18 protein-coding genes are annotated in these 16,831 nt (G+C 37.0%); all 18 read right to left on the bottom strand.

Annotation, left to right across the window (positions count from 1 at the left end; genetic code table 11):
- The 18 genes from recO to dnaJ all read right to left on the bottom strand — a co-directional run bounded on the left by recO (position 1) and on the right by dnaJ (position 16,664).
- Entirely contained in the window at positions 1–780 is a 780-nt protein-coding gene (recO, locus tag LG296_RS11985) for a DNA repair protein RecO (RefSeq protein ID WP_107935409.1), read from the bottom strand.
- Between the two features lie 183 nt (positions 781–963).
- Positions 964–1,878 carry a GTPase Era gene (era, locus tag LG296_RS11990; RefSeq protein ID WP_107935408.1) on the bottom strand — a complete coding sequence of 305 codons (915 nt, stop codon included), beginning with the start codon at positions 1,876–1,878 and terminating at the stop codon, positions 964–966.
- Positions 1,856–2,278, bottom strand: coding sequence for a cytidine deaminase (locus tag LG296_RS11995; RefSeq protein WP_181418080.1), 423 nt, complete (start codon positions 2,276–2,278; stop codon positions 1,856–1,858). The genes era and LG296_RS11995 overlap by 23 nt, the downstream gene beginning before the upstream one ends.
- Before the next feature lie 109 nt (positions 2,279–2,387).
- Positions 2,388–2,738, bottom strand: a complete 351-nt coding sequence (locus tag LG296_RS12000; protein WP_107935407.1) for a diacylglycerol kinase family protein — start codon at positions 2,736–2,738, stop codon at positions 2,388–2,390.
- Complete coding sequence (gene ybeY / locus LG296_RS12005; protein WP_107935406.1) at positions 2,725–3,210, bottom strand: rRNA maturation RNase YbeY; 486 nt, start codon at positions 3,208–3,210, stop codon at positions 2,725–2,727. The genes LG296_RS12000 and ybeY overlap by 14 nt, the downstream gene beginning before the upstream one ends.
- 15 nt (positions 3,211–3,225) lie before the next feature.
- Positions 3,226–5,349 (bottom strand): HD family phosphohydrolase, encoded by a 2,124-nt coding sequence (locus LG296_RS12010; protein WP_404426998.1) that lies wholly within the window; start codon positions 5,347–5,349, stop codon positions 3,226–3,228.
- 146 nt (positions 5,350–5,495) lie between these two features.
- The gene (locus LG296_RS12015; RefSeq protein ID WP_107935405.1) at positions 5,496–6,452 is read right to left on the bottom strand and encodes a PhoH family protein; all 957 of its coding nucleotides are present in this window, start codon (positions 6,450–6,452) and stop codon (positions 5,496–5,498) included.
- 3 nt (positions 6,453–6,455) lie between these two features.
- Entirely contained in the window at positions 6,456–7,580 is a 1,125-nt protein-coding gene (locus LG296_RS12020) for a sporulation protein YqfD (RefSeq protein WP_107935404.1), read from the bottom strand.
- Entirely contained in the window at positions 7,580–7,822 is a 243-nt protein-coding gene (locus LG296_RS12025; protein ID WP_107935403.1) for a hypothetical protein, read from the bottom strand. The genes LG296_RS12020 and LG296_RS12025 overlap by 1 nt, the downstream gene beginning before the upstream one ends.
- A gap of 98 nt (positions 7,823–7,920) precedes the next feature.
- The gene (locus LG296_RS12030; protein ID WP_107935402.1) at positions 7,921–8,412 is read right to left on the bottom strand and encodes a hypothetical protein; all 492 of its coding nucleotides are present in this window, start codon (positions 8,410–8,412) and stop codon (positions 7,921–7,923) included.
- Positions 8,413–8,452: 40 nt separating this feature from the next.
- The gene (gene floA, locus LG296_RS12035) at positions 8,453–9,451 is read right to left on the bottom strand and encodes a flotillin-like protein FloA (protein WP_107935401.1); all 999 of its coding nucleotides are present in this window, start codon (positions 9,449–9,451) and stop codon (positions 8,453–8,455) included.
- Positions 9,448–10,779 (bottom strand): nodulation protein NfeD, encoded by a 1,332-nt coding sequence (locus tag LG296_RS12040; RefSeq protein WP_107935400.1) that lies wholly within the window; start codon positions 10,777–10,779, stop codon positions 9,448–9,450. Before LG296_RS12040 ends, floA begins: the two co-directional genes overlap by 4 nt.
- A 395-nt stretch (positions 10,780–11,174) precedes the next feature.
- The gene (rpsU, locus tag LG296_RS12045; RefSeq protein WP_004227078.1) at positions 11,175–11,348 is read right to left on the bottom strand and encodes a 30S ribosomal protein S21; all 174 of its coding nucleotides are present in this window, start codon (positions 11,346–11,348) and stop codon (positions 11,175–11,177) included.
- Positions 11,349–11,458: 110 nt separating this feature from the next.
- Complete coding sequence (gene deoC / locus LG296_RS12050; protein ID WP_107935399.1) at positions 11,459–12,127, bottom strand: deoxyribose-phosphate aldolase; 669 nt, start codon at positions 12,125–12,127, stop codon at positions 11,459–11,461.
- 230 nt (positions 12,128–12,357) lie between these two features.
- On the bottom strand, positions 12,358–13,695 hold the full coding sequence (gene mtaB / locus LG296_RS12055) for a tRNA (N(6)-L-threonylcarbamoyladenosine(37)-C(2))-methylthiotransferase MtaB (protein ID WP_107935398.1): 1,338 nt from the start codon (positions 13,693–13,695) through the stop codon (positions 12,358–12,360).
- Positions 13,696–13,710: 15 nt separating this feature from the next.
- The gene (locus LG296_RS12060) at positions 13,711–14,454 is read right to left on the bottom strand and encodes a 16S rRNA (uracil(1498)-N(3))-methyltransferase (RefSeq protein WP_107935397.1); all 744 of its coding nucleotides are present in this window, start codon (positions 14,452–14,454) and stop codon (positions 13,711–13,713) included.
- Positions 14,455–14,521: 67 nt separating this feature from the next.
- Positions 14,522–15,460: a 50S ribosomal protein L11 methyltransferase gene (gene prmA, locus LG296_RS12065; RefSeq protein WP_107935462.1), complete on the bottom strand. Its 939-nt coding sequence runs from the start codon at positions 15,458–15,460 to the stop codon at positions 14,522–14,524.
- A gap of 85 nt (positions 15,461–15,545) precedes the next feature.
- Complete coding sequence (gene dnaJ / locus LG296_RS12070; RefSeq protein ID WP_107935396.1) at positions 15,546–16,664, bottom strand: molecular chaperone DnaJ; 1,119 nt, start codon at positions 16,662–16,664, stop codon at positions 15,546–15,548.
- Positions 16,665–16,831 lie beyond the last annotated feature (167 nt).

The raw sequence follows: 16,831 nt of genomic DNA on the forward strand, positions 1-16,831 counted from the left end.
TTAATCTGTAGGTTCATCACTATTTGTTCTTCTCGTCAATAACGGGGTTCTTTCCAATTGTTCAATAAAAGAGCGGGATTTTAAACGGATACCTGTTTGCTCTTCATAAATAGTGGTCACTATCTTTTTAATAAACTGTTTTGTCCCCTTTTTTAAATCCAGCTTACCGATTTGGTCAATCGGCACTGTATAAAACATTCGAATTAGCTTTAACTGTGTAGGTGATAATCGGATGATATACGGATCCTGGTGGAAGCAACGATGGCATAAGAAACCACCCTGCGAAAAGGAAAATGCAAACTCCCCATCAAAGGAACCGCATGATGAACAAGCATTTAAAATTGGTTGAACTCCTGCATAAGGTAGCAGCTTCCAGTCCACAAATAAGCTAATGGCTTCTGGATCATGTTCTTCCTCAATAGCATTAAGCGCTTGTAAAAGCACCTCAAATGCGAATGGTTCTGGTCCCTCATCTACTAGTCTATCAACAAGCTCTACTATATAGCTTGCATAAGCTGTCGCAATTATATCTGTTTGAATATGGCGCATCGAGGCTAAATGCTCCCCTTGCTGGAGCGTCCCCATGCCAGACGATCTTTGCACCATGTACATACCATGCATAAAGGTTTGAGTAACTCCCGCTAAACGACTTGTTGGCTTTTTCGCCCCCCTAGCCATTACAGTTACCTTCCCGGCTTCTCTCGTCATAAGGGTAACAATTTTATTTGACTCCCCGTAGGCCCGAGACTTTAAAACAATGCCTTCCCATTTATTTAACATTTGGCACTGCACTTCCTTCAACTTTTTACTATGGTTCTATTATACATTACCCGTTTAAGATTTACGCTATTGATCGCTTTAACAGAAATAAAATAGTATTTAATCGTCATGAAGACCACTCGGGATTTTAACACTTCTAAAAAAAAGACAAACTGCACTCAAACAGCTTGTCTTTTCACTTATTTAATATTCATCTTCACGATAGCCAAAGTCACGTAGGTGAGCAGATTTGTTGCGCCAATCCTTTTGTACCTTTACCCAAAGCTCTAAGAATACTTTAGAGCCAAGAAGCATTTCGATATCCTTACGCGCCTGTGTACCTACTTCTTTTAGTAGGGCGCCACGCTTGCCGATAACGATACCTTTTTGTGAATCACGCTCTACCATAATCGTTGCTTGTACGCGAATCATATTTTCGTTTTCTTCATCACGTTTAATCTTATCGATTACTACCGCAATTGAATGAGGAATTTCTTCTCTTGTTAGGTGAAGTACTTTTTCACGAATCATTTCAGAGATGATAAATCGCTCTGGATGATCCGTTACCTGATCAGCTGGATAATATTGTGGACCTTCTGGTAAATATTTATCAATTGTTTCTAGCAGCTGGTCAACGTTATTTCCTTGCAGAGCAGAAATTGGAACAATTTCAGCAAACGGGAATTTCCCTTTATATGAATCAATTGTTTGAATTAATTCATCAGGATGAATTTGATCAATCTTATTAACAACTAGGAATACAGGTGTTTTCGTACCCTCTAAAAGCTCTAAAATGAACTCGTCACCCTTCCCTATTCCTTGTTCAGCATTTACCATGAACATTATGATATCCACTTCACGTAATGTGTTTTTAGATACTTTAATCATGAATTCGCCTAATTTATGCTTCGGCTTATGAATACCTGGAGTATCGATGAAAACCATTTGAGAGGCATCACGAGTTAAAACGCCCTGTATTTTATTACGTGTTGTTTGTGGTTTATCTGACATAATTGCTATTTTTTGACCAATCACACGGTTCAAGAAAGTTGACTTTCCTACATTAGGTCGTCCAATAATTGAGATAAATCCTGATTTAAAGCTTTTGTTTTCCTGCATTATCTAAATCCTCCGGTGTAAAGGCGCCTGGTAAAAGCTCGCGCACTGTCGTTTGTTGTACATCTCCATTTAGGTTTGTTAGGTATACTGGCATATCTGGTGCACAGAATTCTGAAATAACCTGTCTGCATGCTCCACAAGGTGAACAAGGACCTACCGTATCAGCAACCACAGCAATGGCTTTGAACTTCTTATTGCCTTCAGAAACCGCTTTAAAAATAGCCGTTCTTTCTGCACAGTTCGTTAGTCCAAAGCTAGAATTTTCAATGTTGCAACCATGATAGACTTTACCATCCTCAGTAAGTAAAGCTGCACCTACTTGAAATTTAGAATACGGTACATAAGCAGTCTCTCTTGCAACCTTTGATTGTTCAATTAAATCCTTCATATTCACTGTCATAAAATACTTCACTCCTTCAAAAAATCCCTTAATGATTTCAACCTTCATGTATGGCTGTTTATGTCTAAATCATGATTACATCATAGTAATTTAAGATTTACTAGATAATCTAGAACCATTTTGGTAGAAAAATAAGTAATCCGATTATAACACTTGCTATCGCAAATACAAGTACTGCACCTGCTGCTACATCCTTCGCTTGCTTAGCAAGAGGATGAATATCTGGAGAAGCTAGATCAACTAAAGTTTCAATCGCAGTGTTAATCATTTCGGTCCCAATAACAAGCGTAATGGCCATTATTATTATTAACCATTCACCTAATGTGAGACCTGTAAGCAGGGCTGCAATAATGACAATCAGTGCACTTATAAAATGGATGCGCATATTTTGCTCTCTTAATGCAGTCCATATTCCATAAAAAGCATACCCAAAGGATTTGAGTAATCTATGGACGTCCATTTGAATCACGACCTAAGCCAAAAGAAGTTAGAATGTCGTCTTGTTTTCCAAACATGACTTTCTCATCCTCTTCTGTCATATGATCGTAGCCTAATAAGTGTAAAAATCCATGAACAGCTAAAAATCCTAATTCTCTTTCAAAGGAGTGCCCAAAATCAGCAGCTTGTTCTTTAGTACGATCAGTTGAAATGATGATATCTCCTAAAATTCTAGGGATTCCTTCTCCCACAATTTCAATCTCTCCTTCTCCCAATTCCTCAAGAGCAAAGGAAATTACGTCCGTAGGTTGGTCTTTATCTCGATATTCTCGATTGATTTCGTGAATTTTTTCATTTGTTACAAAGGTAATGGATACTTCACTACTGTCCTCAATTTCAAGATGGCTAGCAGCATGTTGTAGTAGCTTTTCAACTAATTCAAGATGTGTATCCTTCACTTCGTTTGTTTCGTCTAAAAAATCAATATTAAGCATTAGTGCCTCCTATATTTATCCTTCTTTTGGATATTCAATTCTTGAATGAAAGATTCCGTTTAAAGTCTCACAAAGAACCTTTTCAATAATTTTCAACTCTTTAATCGAGACGTCACACTCATCAAATTGATGTTCTTGTACACGGCTTTGAATGATAGAGTGTACCAACTGTTGAATTTTTTCCGAGTTCGGCTGCTTCATTGAACGAACAGCTGCTTCTACACTATCTGCAATACTTATTACAGCTGCCTCTTTAGTTTGCGGCTTCGGCCCTGGGTAACTAAATACCTTCTCATCCACTTCTTTCCCATCTTCCTTTGCCTTATGAAGAAAGAATTTCAAAGTGCTTGTACCGTGATGCTGTAAAGTGATGTCCACAATTTCCTTTGGCATTTTGTGTTTCTCTAATAACTGAGCCCCATCGGTAGTATGTGCGATGATAATTTCCGCACTTCTTTCAGGGGGTAAGGAATCATGTGGGTTGATGCCAGACATTTGGTTTTCTATGAAAAAGGCTGGTCTTCGTGTTTTCCCAATATCGTGATAATAACAAGCAACTCTCGCTAGTAAACCATCTGCGCCGATTGCTTCACAGCCAGCTTCTGCTAGATTTGCTACCATAACACTATGATGATAAGTACCCGGTGTCTCGGTTAATAATTTCTTCAATAATGGATGGTTGGGATTTGATAATTCGATTAGTCTCATTGTCGACAATAATCCAAATGCTGATTCAAAGAATGGCAATAATCCCATTGTTAAAGCACCCGATAAAATACCAGACGCAATTCCAGCTACAGCATAAAATAACAATTCAAATAGGTCATAATTCGTTTGTGACATTAATAAATAAAACGCGATAAATAATAAGTTGAAAATGGACACTATACCACAAGCTTTAAGCAGATGGGATCTTTTTTCCATGCTTCTCATAAAGAAGACACTAGAAAGTCCACCAAAGATTATATACAGCACAATATCCATTTGCAGCACAGCTGAATAGCCTTCATGGAAAATCACTCCCGCTGAAGCTGCTGTTAAAATCGTAACTAAAACTGCCGCTTTTTCATTTGCTAAAAGACGTACTAGCATCGTTGCTAGTGCAGTCGGATATAAAAAAGCAATAGTTGCATCAAACTGATCTGAAAGCAAGCTGATGACCTTCATGAGTATAATTGCAAAGGAATAAACAATAGCTGTTACAAATAGAGCCTTGCGCTTATTTTGCAGCTCCATCTCCGAAAAATTAAAAAGAATGTACATAAAGGCCATTTGTAGAATCACTAGAATTGTTAGCCCTATTACAGGCTTAGTCGATGTCTGGTTATTTAATAATCCAAGGAGCTCTAATTGTCTAAATACTTCACGGTCAATAAGCTCTCCTTCTTGAACAATAATTTGACCTTGTAAAATACGAGTAGGATCTACCTCTTCACGAGCTTTTAGAACCTGCTCTCTTGTACGAATCTCGTCTAAAACTTCCGTTTCTATTATAGCAGCTCGTCCAATTATAATAATTGCACTTAAAATTTCTTCATCAATGGAACTTTGCTGACGAATTTGCGTTTCAATCTCAGCACGCTTTATAGCTACATTTTCTGTTCGGATAGGCTCCTCTAGCATAGTTTTTATTTCTTTAACTAGAAAGCTTTCAGCCGCCTTTAATTCTGCATCAGTTGCTACTAGCATGGATTGTAGCTGGCTATTTGTAAAAATTAGCAGTGTTTGACTTTCCATTATATCTTTTAGTTTTTCTCGTAATTGACTGATATGATTCTCGATAGTTACAGGCGTTTGTTCTTCATTAAGCTTTACTTCCTTCCGAACGTCCCGAATAATATCAAAAATCGATGTTACCAGTGCAGAACGATGCTCCGCGGTTTCTTCATTGAACAAATAAACAGATTCAACGGCATTTTCTGCCTGATCCCGTTCCTGTTCAGTTTTCACGGTATCCTCAATTGTCTTCACTGCACGAATTGTTTCTGGAGCGAGTTGGAAAGCTTGAATATCATATGTAGTACTTCGTATGTTTCCAAGCATTAAAAAGAATTGCAGAAAACCAGTAATTAATAAAACAACTATTAATAAAGTTCGAAAACTAATCATGTTAAGTAAATTATTAAAGTGCTTTTCCACTTGCGCACCCCCAAATGTCTATATGTACTAGTTTACCAATTTATGAATATTATTTCATGAAATCTTACTAAAAAATAAAAAATGTGCACGTTAAACGTACACATTTACATATTTTCACACTATAAATAGAATTTCCAAGCGAAAACTTATAGTTCTTGATCAGTATAAGACTGAATAATTTTAGCAACAAGTGGATGACGAACAACGTCACCAGCCTCAAGAATTTGGAAATGAATATCTTTTAAATATTTCAAGCTACGTTCAGCAATAATTAACCCTGATTCCGTATTTTTTGGTAAATCTATTTGAGTTTTGTCACCTGTGATAACCATTTTAGAACCAAAGCCTAAACGAGTTAAGAACATTTTCATCTGCATATGCGTTGTATTTTGAGCTTCGTCTAAAATGACAAAAGCATCATCTAACGTTCGCCCACGCATGTATGCAAGAGGCGCAATTTCAATTGTTCCACGCTCGATGAGTCTTTGCGTTTGTTCTTGTCCGTAAATATCATGCAACGCATCATAAAGCGGTCTTAGGTAAGGGTCAACCTTTTCCTTTAAATCTCCCGGTAAAAATCCTAAAGATTCTCCAGCCTCTACAGCTGGTCTTGTTAAAATGATTCGTTTTACATGACCATTCTTTAATGCTTGTGTTGCCATGACAACCGCAATATACGTTTTCCCTGTCCCTGCAGGACCGATACCGAACACGAGATCTTGATGACGAATGGCTCTTATGTACTCTCGTTGTCCAATCGTTTTTGCGCGAATCGGCTTACCTTTATAATTTCTTGCTATTTCTTCTTCATATAACTCTGCAAAATATTCAATAGTCCCTTTATTCACCATTTCAATTGCTGTAGCTACATCACGCAAATCGATATTAACACCTTTACGTATCACTTTTAAAAGAGCATGCACTAAATCTTTTGCATGTTGTTTTTGTGGTTCGCTACCTGCAATTTGAATCACTTCACCACGAGTGATAATTTGAACGTTAAATGTTTCTTCAATTAGCTTTAAATTAGCATCGCTCATTCCAAGTAGCATTACTGCTTCATTTGGATTTTCAACTTGTAATTCTGATAATTGTTCTGACATAAATCAGTCTCCTTGGTCAATTGGGTAGTTTTTTGCAATATTTTCATTTACCAAAAATAGGACTTTCCCTTTCACTTTATCATCATCGAATGAAACGTGCAAAATGTTTTCCTTTTTTATAATGGTTTTGGGAGGCAAAGATTTTAAGATTTTTTCGTGCAATAGAGGCAAGATAAACGACTCGATTTGTTCTTCTGAGATCTCTTCCGTAACCGTGATGTACTTTTGAGTCTTTTTGATTTCGATAAATCTTGAAAGCCACTCCGGTAAATCGACCTTTTGAAACGATTTTCCTTGCTCCTTTTCATCATTTATTTTGAAATCAAATGTCCATTCCCTACTACTTGCTGAAACCAATTGAATTTTCTTTGGAATAGAAAATTCTGTTTCGAGCCAGTAGTCAGCAAACACTTCTCCAGCAGCACCTACCACAACCGACCGTTCGCCAACTGTGATTACTCCTGATACAAGTGTATCCCCTTTATATACTGTTGTATTCGGTAAAACACGACGTTCCCCACTAGAAATTTCGAAATTGGTAATTACTCCGCTCTTTGTGGCAATTAAATGATTCTTTGCATCTGTCGTATTATCCTTGTTATCGGTAATCGGGGCAAGCTGAGGTACAATTGTCATACTACTACCTGTTTTTAGTATATGCACCCAAGATAAATCTCTTAACTCCTCCATTATTGATTGTCGTATCTCAAAATCAGATTGCACACGCCCTTTCATCGTAGGTTTATCTAAGGAAAGTTTTTCCTTGATTACTTTTTCAACCGCAACCCTTAGTTCAGGAGTTTCTGCTTCTACATCTATATCCCAAACAAATTGCGAGGAGATAACAGGGATTAAAATAAGTAACAGTAGTCCAATAGCTGTCCAACTGTTCTTCTGAAAGATTCGAGACACCTGCAGGTAACGAATTTTTACTTTTACGCGGTATTTTTTTCGAATCTCTCTTAATACTTTTAAATCTTTTCTTACCATTTCAAATCGAATTTCATTTTCGAGGTGTTTAAGGTTTTTAATCTTCACACCTTTTGAATGCAGGCTTTGTATAAAGGCATGGGCTCCACTAGTTCGGCTTATATGAATTTCAACAGGGCGATTATCAAAATTTTTCATTATCGATCATTCACCTGTCTTTTCATTTCAATTGATAACAAAGTTTCTACATGTATTATAAATTCTACCTCTTTCAATACATCTATATGTACACGATTTGCTTTTATTAAAATTGAAAAGTCTTCATATATAAAGGAACAATGTTGTTCTGACGCTTCTAAAAATTTATATGTTCCAATTAATCTTAGCTGACTGCTATTTACTATTTCAATTAATGGATCTGCTTGGAATAATTTTTTCAATTAAAAATGCCCCCCTTTCGCCAAAGTATATGCTTTGAGAAAGGAGGGCATGTATAAATTTCAATGCAGTTTTTATAAAACTATTTTCACTAGGTCGTTTACCTTTGCTTTGCTTTTGGAGGACCTAGTATTTCAGTTGTTATAATTGCCTGCACTAATGCACTTCTAGTTGTCGGTACGATACTTCCGATTTCACCTTGCGTGATTTCATCGGATGGTTTTGAAGACTTAGTTTTGATAGCTGAACCACGATTAGAAGATCGATTACCATCAAAGATTGGTCTCGTATTCAGTGTTGCTCGTTCGGCTACAACTTCCTCTTTGATATGTTCGGCTACCTTTTTAGGCTCCGGATCTTTAGGAGGAGTTGTTTGAATGGGTTGAGCTTTATCATTTAATTGCTGAAACACTTCACTCGCAAAGTCCTCAAGTGATTTTCTAATTTCAGTTTGTTTTGGCAACTCAAATTTTTGCTTTGTTGGTTGATTATTAAATGGCGGCATTTCTTTTGAATTTTGTTGTTTCTTTTTAGCACCATTTAAAATGGAACTAATGATAAACAAAACCGCCATCATGATTATACCTTCCATCCCAGCTTCACACTCCCTTCTTCAGGTGTGTACCCCGCAATTATTTTTGGTTTGAATCTGGTTTATCAGTTGTAACCTTTGCGATTGAATCTCTCATTGAAGTATCAGCTTTAAGGTTATTATAGTTCATATAGTCCATAATACCGAAGTTTCCGTTACGTAGTGCTTCAGCCATCGCTAAAGGTACTTCAGCCTCAGCCTCTACAACTTTCGCTTTCATCTCTTGGACTTTTGCAACCATTTCTTGCTCATTGGCTACGGCCATTGCGCGGCGTTCTTCAGCTTTTGCTTGCGCAATATTTTTATCGGCCTGTGCCTGTTCAATTTGTAATTCAGCCCCAATGTTTTTACCCACATCTACATCCGCGATATCAATCGATAGGATTTCAAAGGCAGTACCTGAGTCTAATCCTTTTGAAAGAACTGTTTGAGAAATAAGATCTGGGTTTTCTAATACTTTAGAATGGCTCTCAGAAGAACCGATTGTAGATACAATCCCCTCACCTACACGAGCAATAATCGTATCTTCACCAGCACCACCAACTAAACGATCTAGGTTAGCACGTACTGTAATTCTAGCTTTCGCTTTTACTTCAATACCGTTAATGGCAACACCAGCGATAAATGGTGTTTCGATTACCTTTGGATTTACAGACATTTGTACTGCCTCTAAAACGTCACGTCCTGCTAAATCAATTGCTGCTGCGCGTTCAAATGATAACTCGATATTTGCACGCTGAGCCGCGATTAATGCATTTACAACTCGGTCAACATTACCGCCAGCTAAATAGTGAGACTCTAGCTGATTGATTGAAACATCTAAACCTGCTTTGTGCGCCTTTATTAAAGGATTCACAATTCGAGCAGGTATAACTCGACGTAATCTCATCCCAATTAACGTGAAGATACTAACGCGTACACCTGCTGCAATAGCACTAATCCATAGCGCTACTGGTACAATTGTTAAAATTACCGATAATACGATAATGATTAAAACAATTGTTACGATTAAACTAATAGCTGCTGCATCAAAAATCATATTTGTTCCACTCCTTTTTTCGTTTCTCTCACAATGATTCGTGATCCTTCTACTTGAATTACTTCTACTTTCTTATTAGCCTCAATGTAGCTTCCCTCTGAAACTGCATCAATTCTTTCATTACCCACAATAATTGTTCCTGATGGGCGTAGTGGCGTAATAGTATCGCCTATTTTACCTAATAACTCAATACGATTCACATTTGAAACGTAGCCTTCTTCAGTTGTCGTAGCATCTCGTAAAATCAGCTTATTAAAGACGTGAAGATTTTTTCCAAAGAATTTCATCAAGATCACCATTCCTATTATTGCAATAAATACAGCGATTAAAATGGAATAAGCCATATGCACCACACTTTCCCCAGCAAATAATAAACCGATTATCATTAGCGCACCACCAATTATACCTACTATTCCTCCCGGCACAAACAATTCAGCAATAAGTAAAGCCAAACCAATTATAAAGAACAATACAGATTCATATCCGGCAAAGCCAGCTACTGTATGACCAAAGAAAAATAATCCAAATGAAGATAGTCCAATGAGCCCCGGTATTCCAAATCCAGGAGAAAACAATTCCAATACTAATCCAAATAAACCAATTGATAAAAGTAGCGTTACCACCATTGGATTGGTGATAAAACGTGCAAGCTTTTCTGCAATTGTCGGTTCCATTGAAACAACTTCGTTATTTGATAGCTGAAGTTCTTCGAGCAGTTCATTCAAATTCGAAACAGTCCCATTTGAATATTTAACTTCTAATGCTTCTTGTGCAGATAATGTAAGCAATTTCCCTTCTGGCGCTCGATATTCTGGCAAATCGACTGTTTTATCAGCCATAGCTCTTGCGTATTTGGGATTTTTTCCATGAGATTCTGCTGCAGCTTCCATAGCAGCAATCCAGTAACTATTACTTTTTTCATCTGCTGCATTCCCAGTACTATCAATAATCGCTGCTGCTCCTATTGTAGCACTTGGTACCATATAAATTTTGTTCGCGTTTAAAGCTAAGTAGGCTCCAGCTGATAACGCTTTCGAATTTACGAAGGCAATAACTTCAATTGGCGAATTAGCAATTATTTTACCAATTTCTTGTGCTGATGTAACATAACCGCCTGGTGTATGTATTTCTAAAATAATGGTCTTAGCGCCTTCTTCCGTAGCCTCCTCAAAAGCTCTTTCAATAAACGCCTTTAACCCATCCTCCACTTCATTTTCAAGTGGAATATGATACACCTTTCCACTTGCTACTGCTGAAAGACTCGGCAAAAGCAACAAAAAGGAAATCAAACATAAAAGGATCCAGCTGAATGTTTTCGTTTTTCTCATCTCTATCCTCCTTTTTGTGGCAATTGATTTTAGGTATAAACCTTACCTGAATAAAGTTCTAATTAATTTACGGATGAGTAATGATAAAGTTTCAAAAAAACGATAATTTTTACATATTTTTATTTTACACAAAATTCACATTAAATAGGACTGATGCAGTAATACATTTTCAATTAAGCTACTTAAGCTCATGAAGAACAACATACCCGTATAAAAAAATACTCCTGAAAATTCTATTAATAAAAACGTACTTATTGTCCATAATATCTCTAGATTGTTTTTAGGATGAAATGCAAAATACCCTAGTATTTGCTAAGCAAATACTAGGGTATATCAGTTTTTACCTTGATGAATCATAAAATTGCGTGTTATGAACGTAGGGATTTGTTAGGAAATTACCACTTACGTTTACGTGCAGCTTCTGATTTCTTTTTACGTTTTACGCTTGGTTTTTCGTAAAATTCGCGTTTTCTTACTTCCTGAATAGTACCACTTTTAGATACAGTACGTTTGAAGCGGCGAAGAGCATCTTCAAGCGATTCGTTTTTTCTAACGACAGTTTTTGACATCTCTCTTTCCCTCCCTCCGAACACACGTCAATACACAATCAACATATGTTAGTTGTGTACTAAAGAATTATATCGTATTGTACAAGTACAGTCAATAGAATTTATTAAAATTAATAATTGGAATCTGAAATTAATCCATTCATAATTGCTACACCAGAACTTGCACCAATACGCGTTGCTCCTGCTTCAACCATTTGTTGCATATCCTCAAGACTTCTAACACCACCAGAAGCTTTTACACCAATTTCTGGCCCTACTGTTTTTCTCATTAATGCTATATCCTCGGCAGTTGCGCCACCTGTTGAAAATCCAGTTGAAGTTTTAACGAAGTCAGCTCCAGCTTGTACAGATAATTCACAAGCTTTTACTTTTTCCTCATCAGTTAAAAGAGAAGCTTCAATAATTACTTTTACTAAAGTACCATTTGCAGCTGTTACAACTGCTTTAATATCTTCTAGAACTAAATCATAATTAGCATCCTTTAATGCACCAATATTGATAACCATATCGATTTCTCCAGCGCCGTTTTCAATAGCATTTGTTGTTTCGAATGCTTTAACTTGTGGAGTAGTTGCGCCTAATGGGAAACCAATAACTGTACAAACTTTAACTTTAGAACCAGTTAATAATTCACTTGCATTTTTAACCCAGGTTGGATTAACACAAACAGAAGCGAATTCGTACTTTAGTGCTTCCTCACAAATTTTTTCAATTTGAGCTTTTGTTGTTTCAGCTTTTAATAAAGTATGATCAATCATTGCAGCGTAATTTTGAGTCATGAAAATTACTCCTTCTTCTTCTTTAGTTGTACGTACCTCTTCCATAATACCATTAAAGTAAAATATTGTGAAATGACAGATAATTTCAACAAACTATCAACTAACAAGCATTACACATTACTTTTCCTTGCTTTATACTTTTTATTCACATATTAACGTTCTCAACTTTTTCTAGTAATTTAAAATATAAAAAAACGACAAAACCATCAAAGATTCTGCCGTTTTTTCCATTATTGAACTTGTTCTTCTAATACACGTACAAATTGGCCCTCATTATATGGATAGCCCACTTTTTGTACTTTTACTTTTACAAGTTTACCGATCATTTCTTCAGTACCTTCAAACACAACACGTAAATAATTATCACTGTATCCTACAATCAGATTTTCCTTTTCTGATTCTTCTCTGTAGTGTTCTTCTGGGATAACCTCTAGTACTTCTCCTTCAAAACGAGAAGCATATTCTTTAGCTAGTTGGTCGTTTAAAGTAATTAATCGATGTACACGTTCGTTTTTAACGTCTTCATCAACCTGATCTTCCATTCTTGCTGCTGGTGTACCAGTACGTTTCGAATATGGGAAAACATGTAGCTCTGCAAATTTATGTTTTGCAATAAAGTTATAAGTTTCCATGAATTCTTCTTCTGTTTCACCTGGGAACCCTACAATTACATCTGATGTAATCGCTAGGTCAGGAAGTGCCTCGTTTAAACGTTCTAGACGTTCTGCAAAGAAGTCCATAGTATATTTACGGCGCATACGCTTTAACACTGTATCTGACCCAGATTGAATCGGAATATGTAAATGACGTACCACTATATTCGAGTTTTTTAGAACTTCAATTACTTCATCAGTTAATTGTGAAGCTTCAATTGAAGAAATACGTAATCTCTTTAACCCTTTTACATTGGCTTCAAGGTCACGCAGTAACTGTGCTAAATTGTAATCTTTGAAATCTTGTCCATATCCACCTGTATGAATACCAGTTAACACAATTTCTAGATACCCAGCATCTACTAGTTTTTGAGCTTGACGAATAACCTCTTGTGGATCACGTGAACGCATTAAACCACGAGCCCAAGGAATAATACAGAAGGTACAGAAGTTATTACAGCCTTCTTGAATTTTTAAGGAAGCACGCGTACGATCTGTGAAGTAAGGAACATCTAATTCCTCGTAAACACGATTTTTCATAATGTTTCCTACCGCATTAATCGGCTGTCGCTCCACTTTATATTGTTCGATGTATCCCAACATTTTTTGACGATCTTGTGTTCCTACAACAATATCAACACCTGGAATCGCCATTATTTCAGCTGGCGATGTTTGTGCATAGCATCCTGTAACACAAATTACTGCATCTGGATTTTGACGAACTGCACGACGAATCACCTGGCGAGATTTCTTATCACCTGTGTTCGTTACTGTACATGTATTTATTACATAAACATCTGCTTGTTTTTCAAATTCAGTACGTTCATATCCTTGTTCTTTAAAAAGCTGCCAAATACTTTCAGTTTCATAATGGTTTACTTTACAGCCTAAAGTATGAAAAGCCACCGTTGACACTGGCTAACACCTCTTTCATTCAAATTCATATGATATAGCAGCTAACGCATATAATGGCGCTGTTTCTGCTCGTAATATTCTTGGTCCAAGAGACATTGTTTCTGCTCCAGCCTCGAGTAGGCTTTGAGCTTCGTTCCTTGAAATACCGCCCTCAGGACCGAAAATTAATAAAATCGACTTCGATTCATTATCATACACTTTTTTTAATTTATCTGCAAATCTTGTGCGATTTTCTTGCTTTGCATCTTCTTCATCAGCAATATATACAGCATCGTAGTTTGAAACAATTGAAAGTAACTGTTTAAAGCTTTTAGGATTAGAAATTTCAGGAACATGAGTTCTATGCGATTGTTCTGCGGCCTCTTGTGCAATTTTTTGTAATCGCTCCGTCTTTTTTTCACCCTTTTTTTCGTCCCATTTGACAATCGAACGTTCTGCAGTAAATGGAATCAGTGCGTGCATACCTAGCTCGGTTCCTTTTTGGGAGATTAACTCCAGCTTATCCCCTTTCGGTAATCCGCAAGCAATGTCTACTTTGATAGGCATTTCAGAAGATGGAATTGTTTCTCCAGTTTGTTTGACAATTACCTCTTGTCCAACTGAAACGATTTGACATATAAAGGCTGTATCAGCATGAACAACGACAATTTGATCACCACTGTCCATGCGCATTACTTTAGAAATATGACGTGCGTTTTCTCCTGAAATTGTTAATTCACTTAATTCATTAAAGGGTTCATGTACAAAATATCGTTGCATAATGTACCTCCAAATTTTTATAAAAGACAAGGAGTTGCCCCTGATTATTGGGACAACTCCTTCTTGTTTATGGTCGTCGTGCAATGATGGCAACCCAATCCTCCATCATTAATACTTCTTCAATAATAAAGCCTGAACCCACTAGCGCTTTTTTTACATCCTCTTTTTTCGCATTAATTATACCAGAAGTTACATAAAGTCCTCCGGGTTTAACGATTGAAAAGGCATCATCTGTAAAGGTCATAATAATCTCTGCTAAAATATTCGCTACGACTACATCCGCTGGTTCTGAAACTGTGTCGAGTAGATTCCCTTGATGTACCGTTGCGATATCTTGTACTTTGTTATGTACAATGTTTTCAAATGCAGATTTCACTGCAACTGCATCTAAATCAAGAGCATGTACTTTCTCAGCGCCTAGCATTGCAGCAGCAATAGCTAGTACACCAGAGCCGGTTCCAACATCCACGACTGAATTACCTTCTTTGACAACCTTTTCTAATGCTTGTAAACACATGACAGTTGTAGGATGTGTACCAGTACCGAATGCCATACCTGGATCTAGCTCAATAATCAGCTCGTCAGTGTTTACCGGAGTGTATTCTTCCCAAGTAGGAACAATTGTAAATCTTTCCGAAATTTTCACCGGATGATAGTATTGCTTCCAAGCAGTTGCCCAGTCTTCCTCGTGCACCTCAGACATTGTGAATACATTTTCACCAACATTAATATCAAAATTTTCTAGATTCGCGATTGCAAGTTTAATTTCTTCAACAGTTTCTGCTAAAAAACTAGATACCGGTAAATATGCTTTTACGATTACCCCACTTTTCGGAAAATCATTTGGGTTCAAATCATAAATTTCACCAAATTGATCTACTCTTTCTTTCTCCATTTCTGTTGAATCTTCTATGACAACACCACTTGCGCCAGCTTCGTGATAAATATTTGAAATCGCTTCAACCGCTTCGTTTGTTGTTAAAACCGACAATTCTGTCCATTTCACTTGCAATCAGCTCCTCTAAAATTTTGTTACCAAGGTTCAAATAATATTAGTGTTAGTGTCCATAAATGCGGACTCTATTGTTAAATTACTCACCTTTTAATGTCTTTTTGATTTTATCAAATAATGAACTACTTTGTTCTTCTGGAATATCGCCACTAATTTCTGCAAAATCACGTAATAGTTGCTTTTGTTTCTCTGTTAGCTTAGAAGGTGTCATTACTTTAACAATGACATATTGATGACCTGTACCGTAACCATGAACATTCTTAACACCTTTGTCTTTAATACGGAATTGAGCACCTGATTGTGTACCTGCCGGAATTTTCAGCTTAACTTTTCCATGAATTGTCGGGACTTCAATATCATCACCAAGAGCTGCCTGCGGGAATGTTAACTTAAGCTCATAGTAAATATCATCGCCATCACGTTCGAAGTATTCATGATTTTTTACATTAAAGACGATATATAAATCCCCTGCTGGACCCCCATTGATGCCTGGTTCACCTTGACCTGTCACACGTAATTGCTGACCATCGTCAACACCTGCTGGTATCGTTACTTTAATTTTCTTGCGTTTTTGTACCGTACCAGTTCCGTGACATGTATTACATTTTTCTGGAATGATTTTACCAGTACCGCGACAAGTGTTACATGTACGACGGTTTACCATACGCCCAAATGGTGTTTCTACAGCTTGATTGACTTCACCTACACCATTACATGTAGTACATGTTTTTGAGCTTGTGCCAGGCTTAGCCCCTGATCCGCTACAAGTATCACAAGTTTCGTCCTTTGGTATTTCAATTTCTGTTTGCTTACCAAAAACAGCATCCTCAAAAGAGATATTCATTCTGTACTGAAGATCATCACCTTTTCTTGGTGCATTCGGATCAGAACGACGTCCACCGCCTCCAAAGAATGAGCTGAAAATATCTTCAAAGCCGCCAAAACCAGATCCGCCGAAGCCACCAAATCCACCTTGGTTTGGTCCTTCATGACCGAATTGATCGTATTGTGAACGTTTTGAATCATCGCTAAGGACTTCATAGGCCTCTGCAATCTCTTTAAATTTATCATCCGCCCCAGCTTCTTTATTAATATCCGGATGATACTGCTTAGAAAGTTTGCGATAGGCTTTCTTTATTTCATCTTTGCTTGCGCTTTTACTTACGCCAAGCACTTCATAGTAATCGCGTTTACTCATCGGTCACACTCCGCTCTTTTTCATAACGTATATTTTAGCATGTTCGCATAATACTGTATATGAAGTTTAATTATTTAACTGACTTTTACAATTGTCGTTGTTAGAAAAACACAACCCGACTCAAATAGGTCGAGTTGATGTATATCTTTTGATGAATATATTTAGAA

Origin of the sequence: Ureibacillus chungkukjangi (genome assembly GCF_044795995.1) — a bacterium.
In the GTDB taxonomy this organism is placed as follows: domain Bacteria; phylum Bacillota; class Bacilli; order Bacillales_A; family Planococcaceae; genus Ureibacillus; species Ureibacillus chungkukjangi.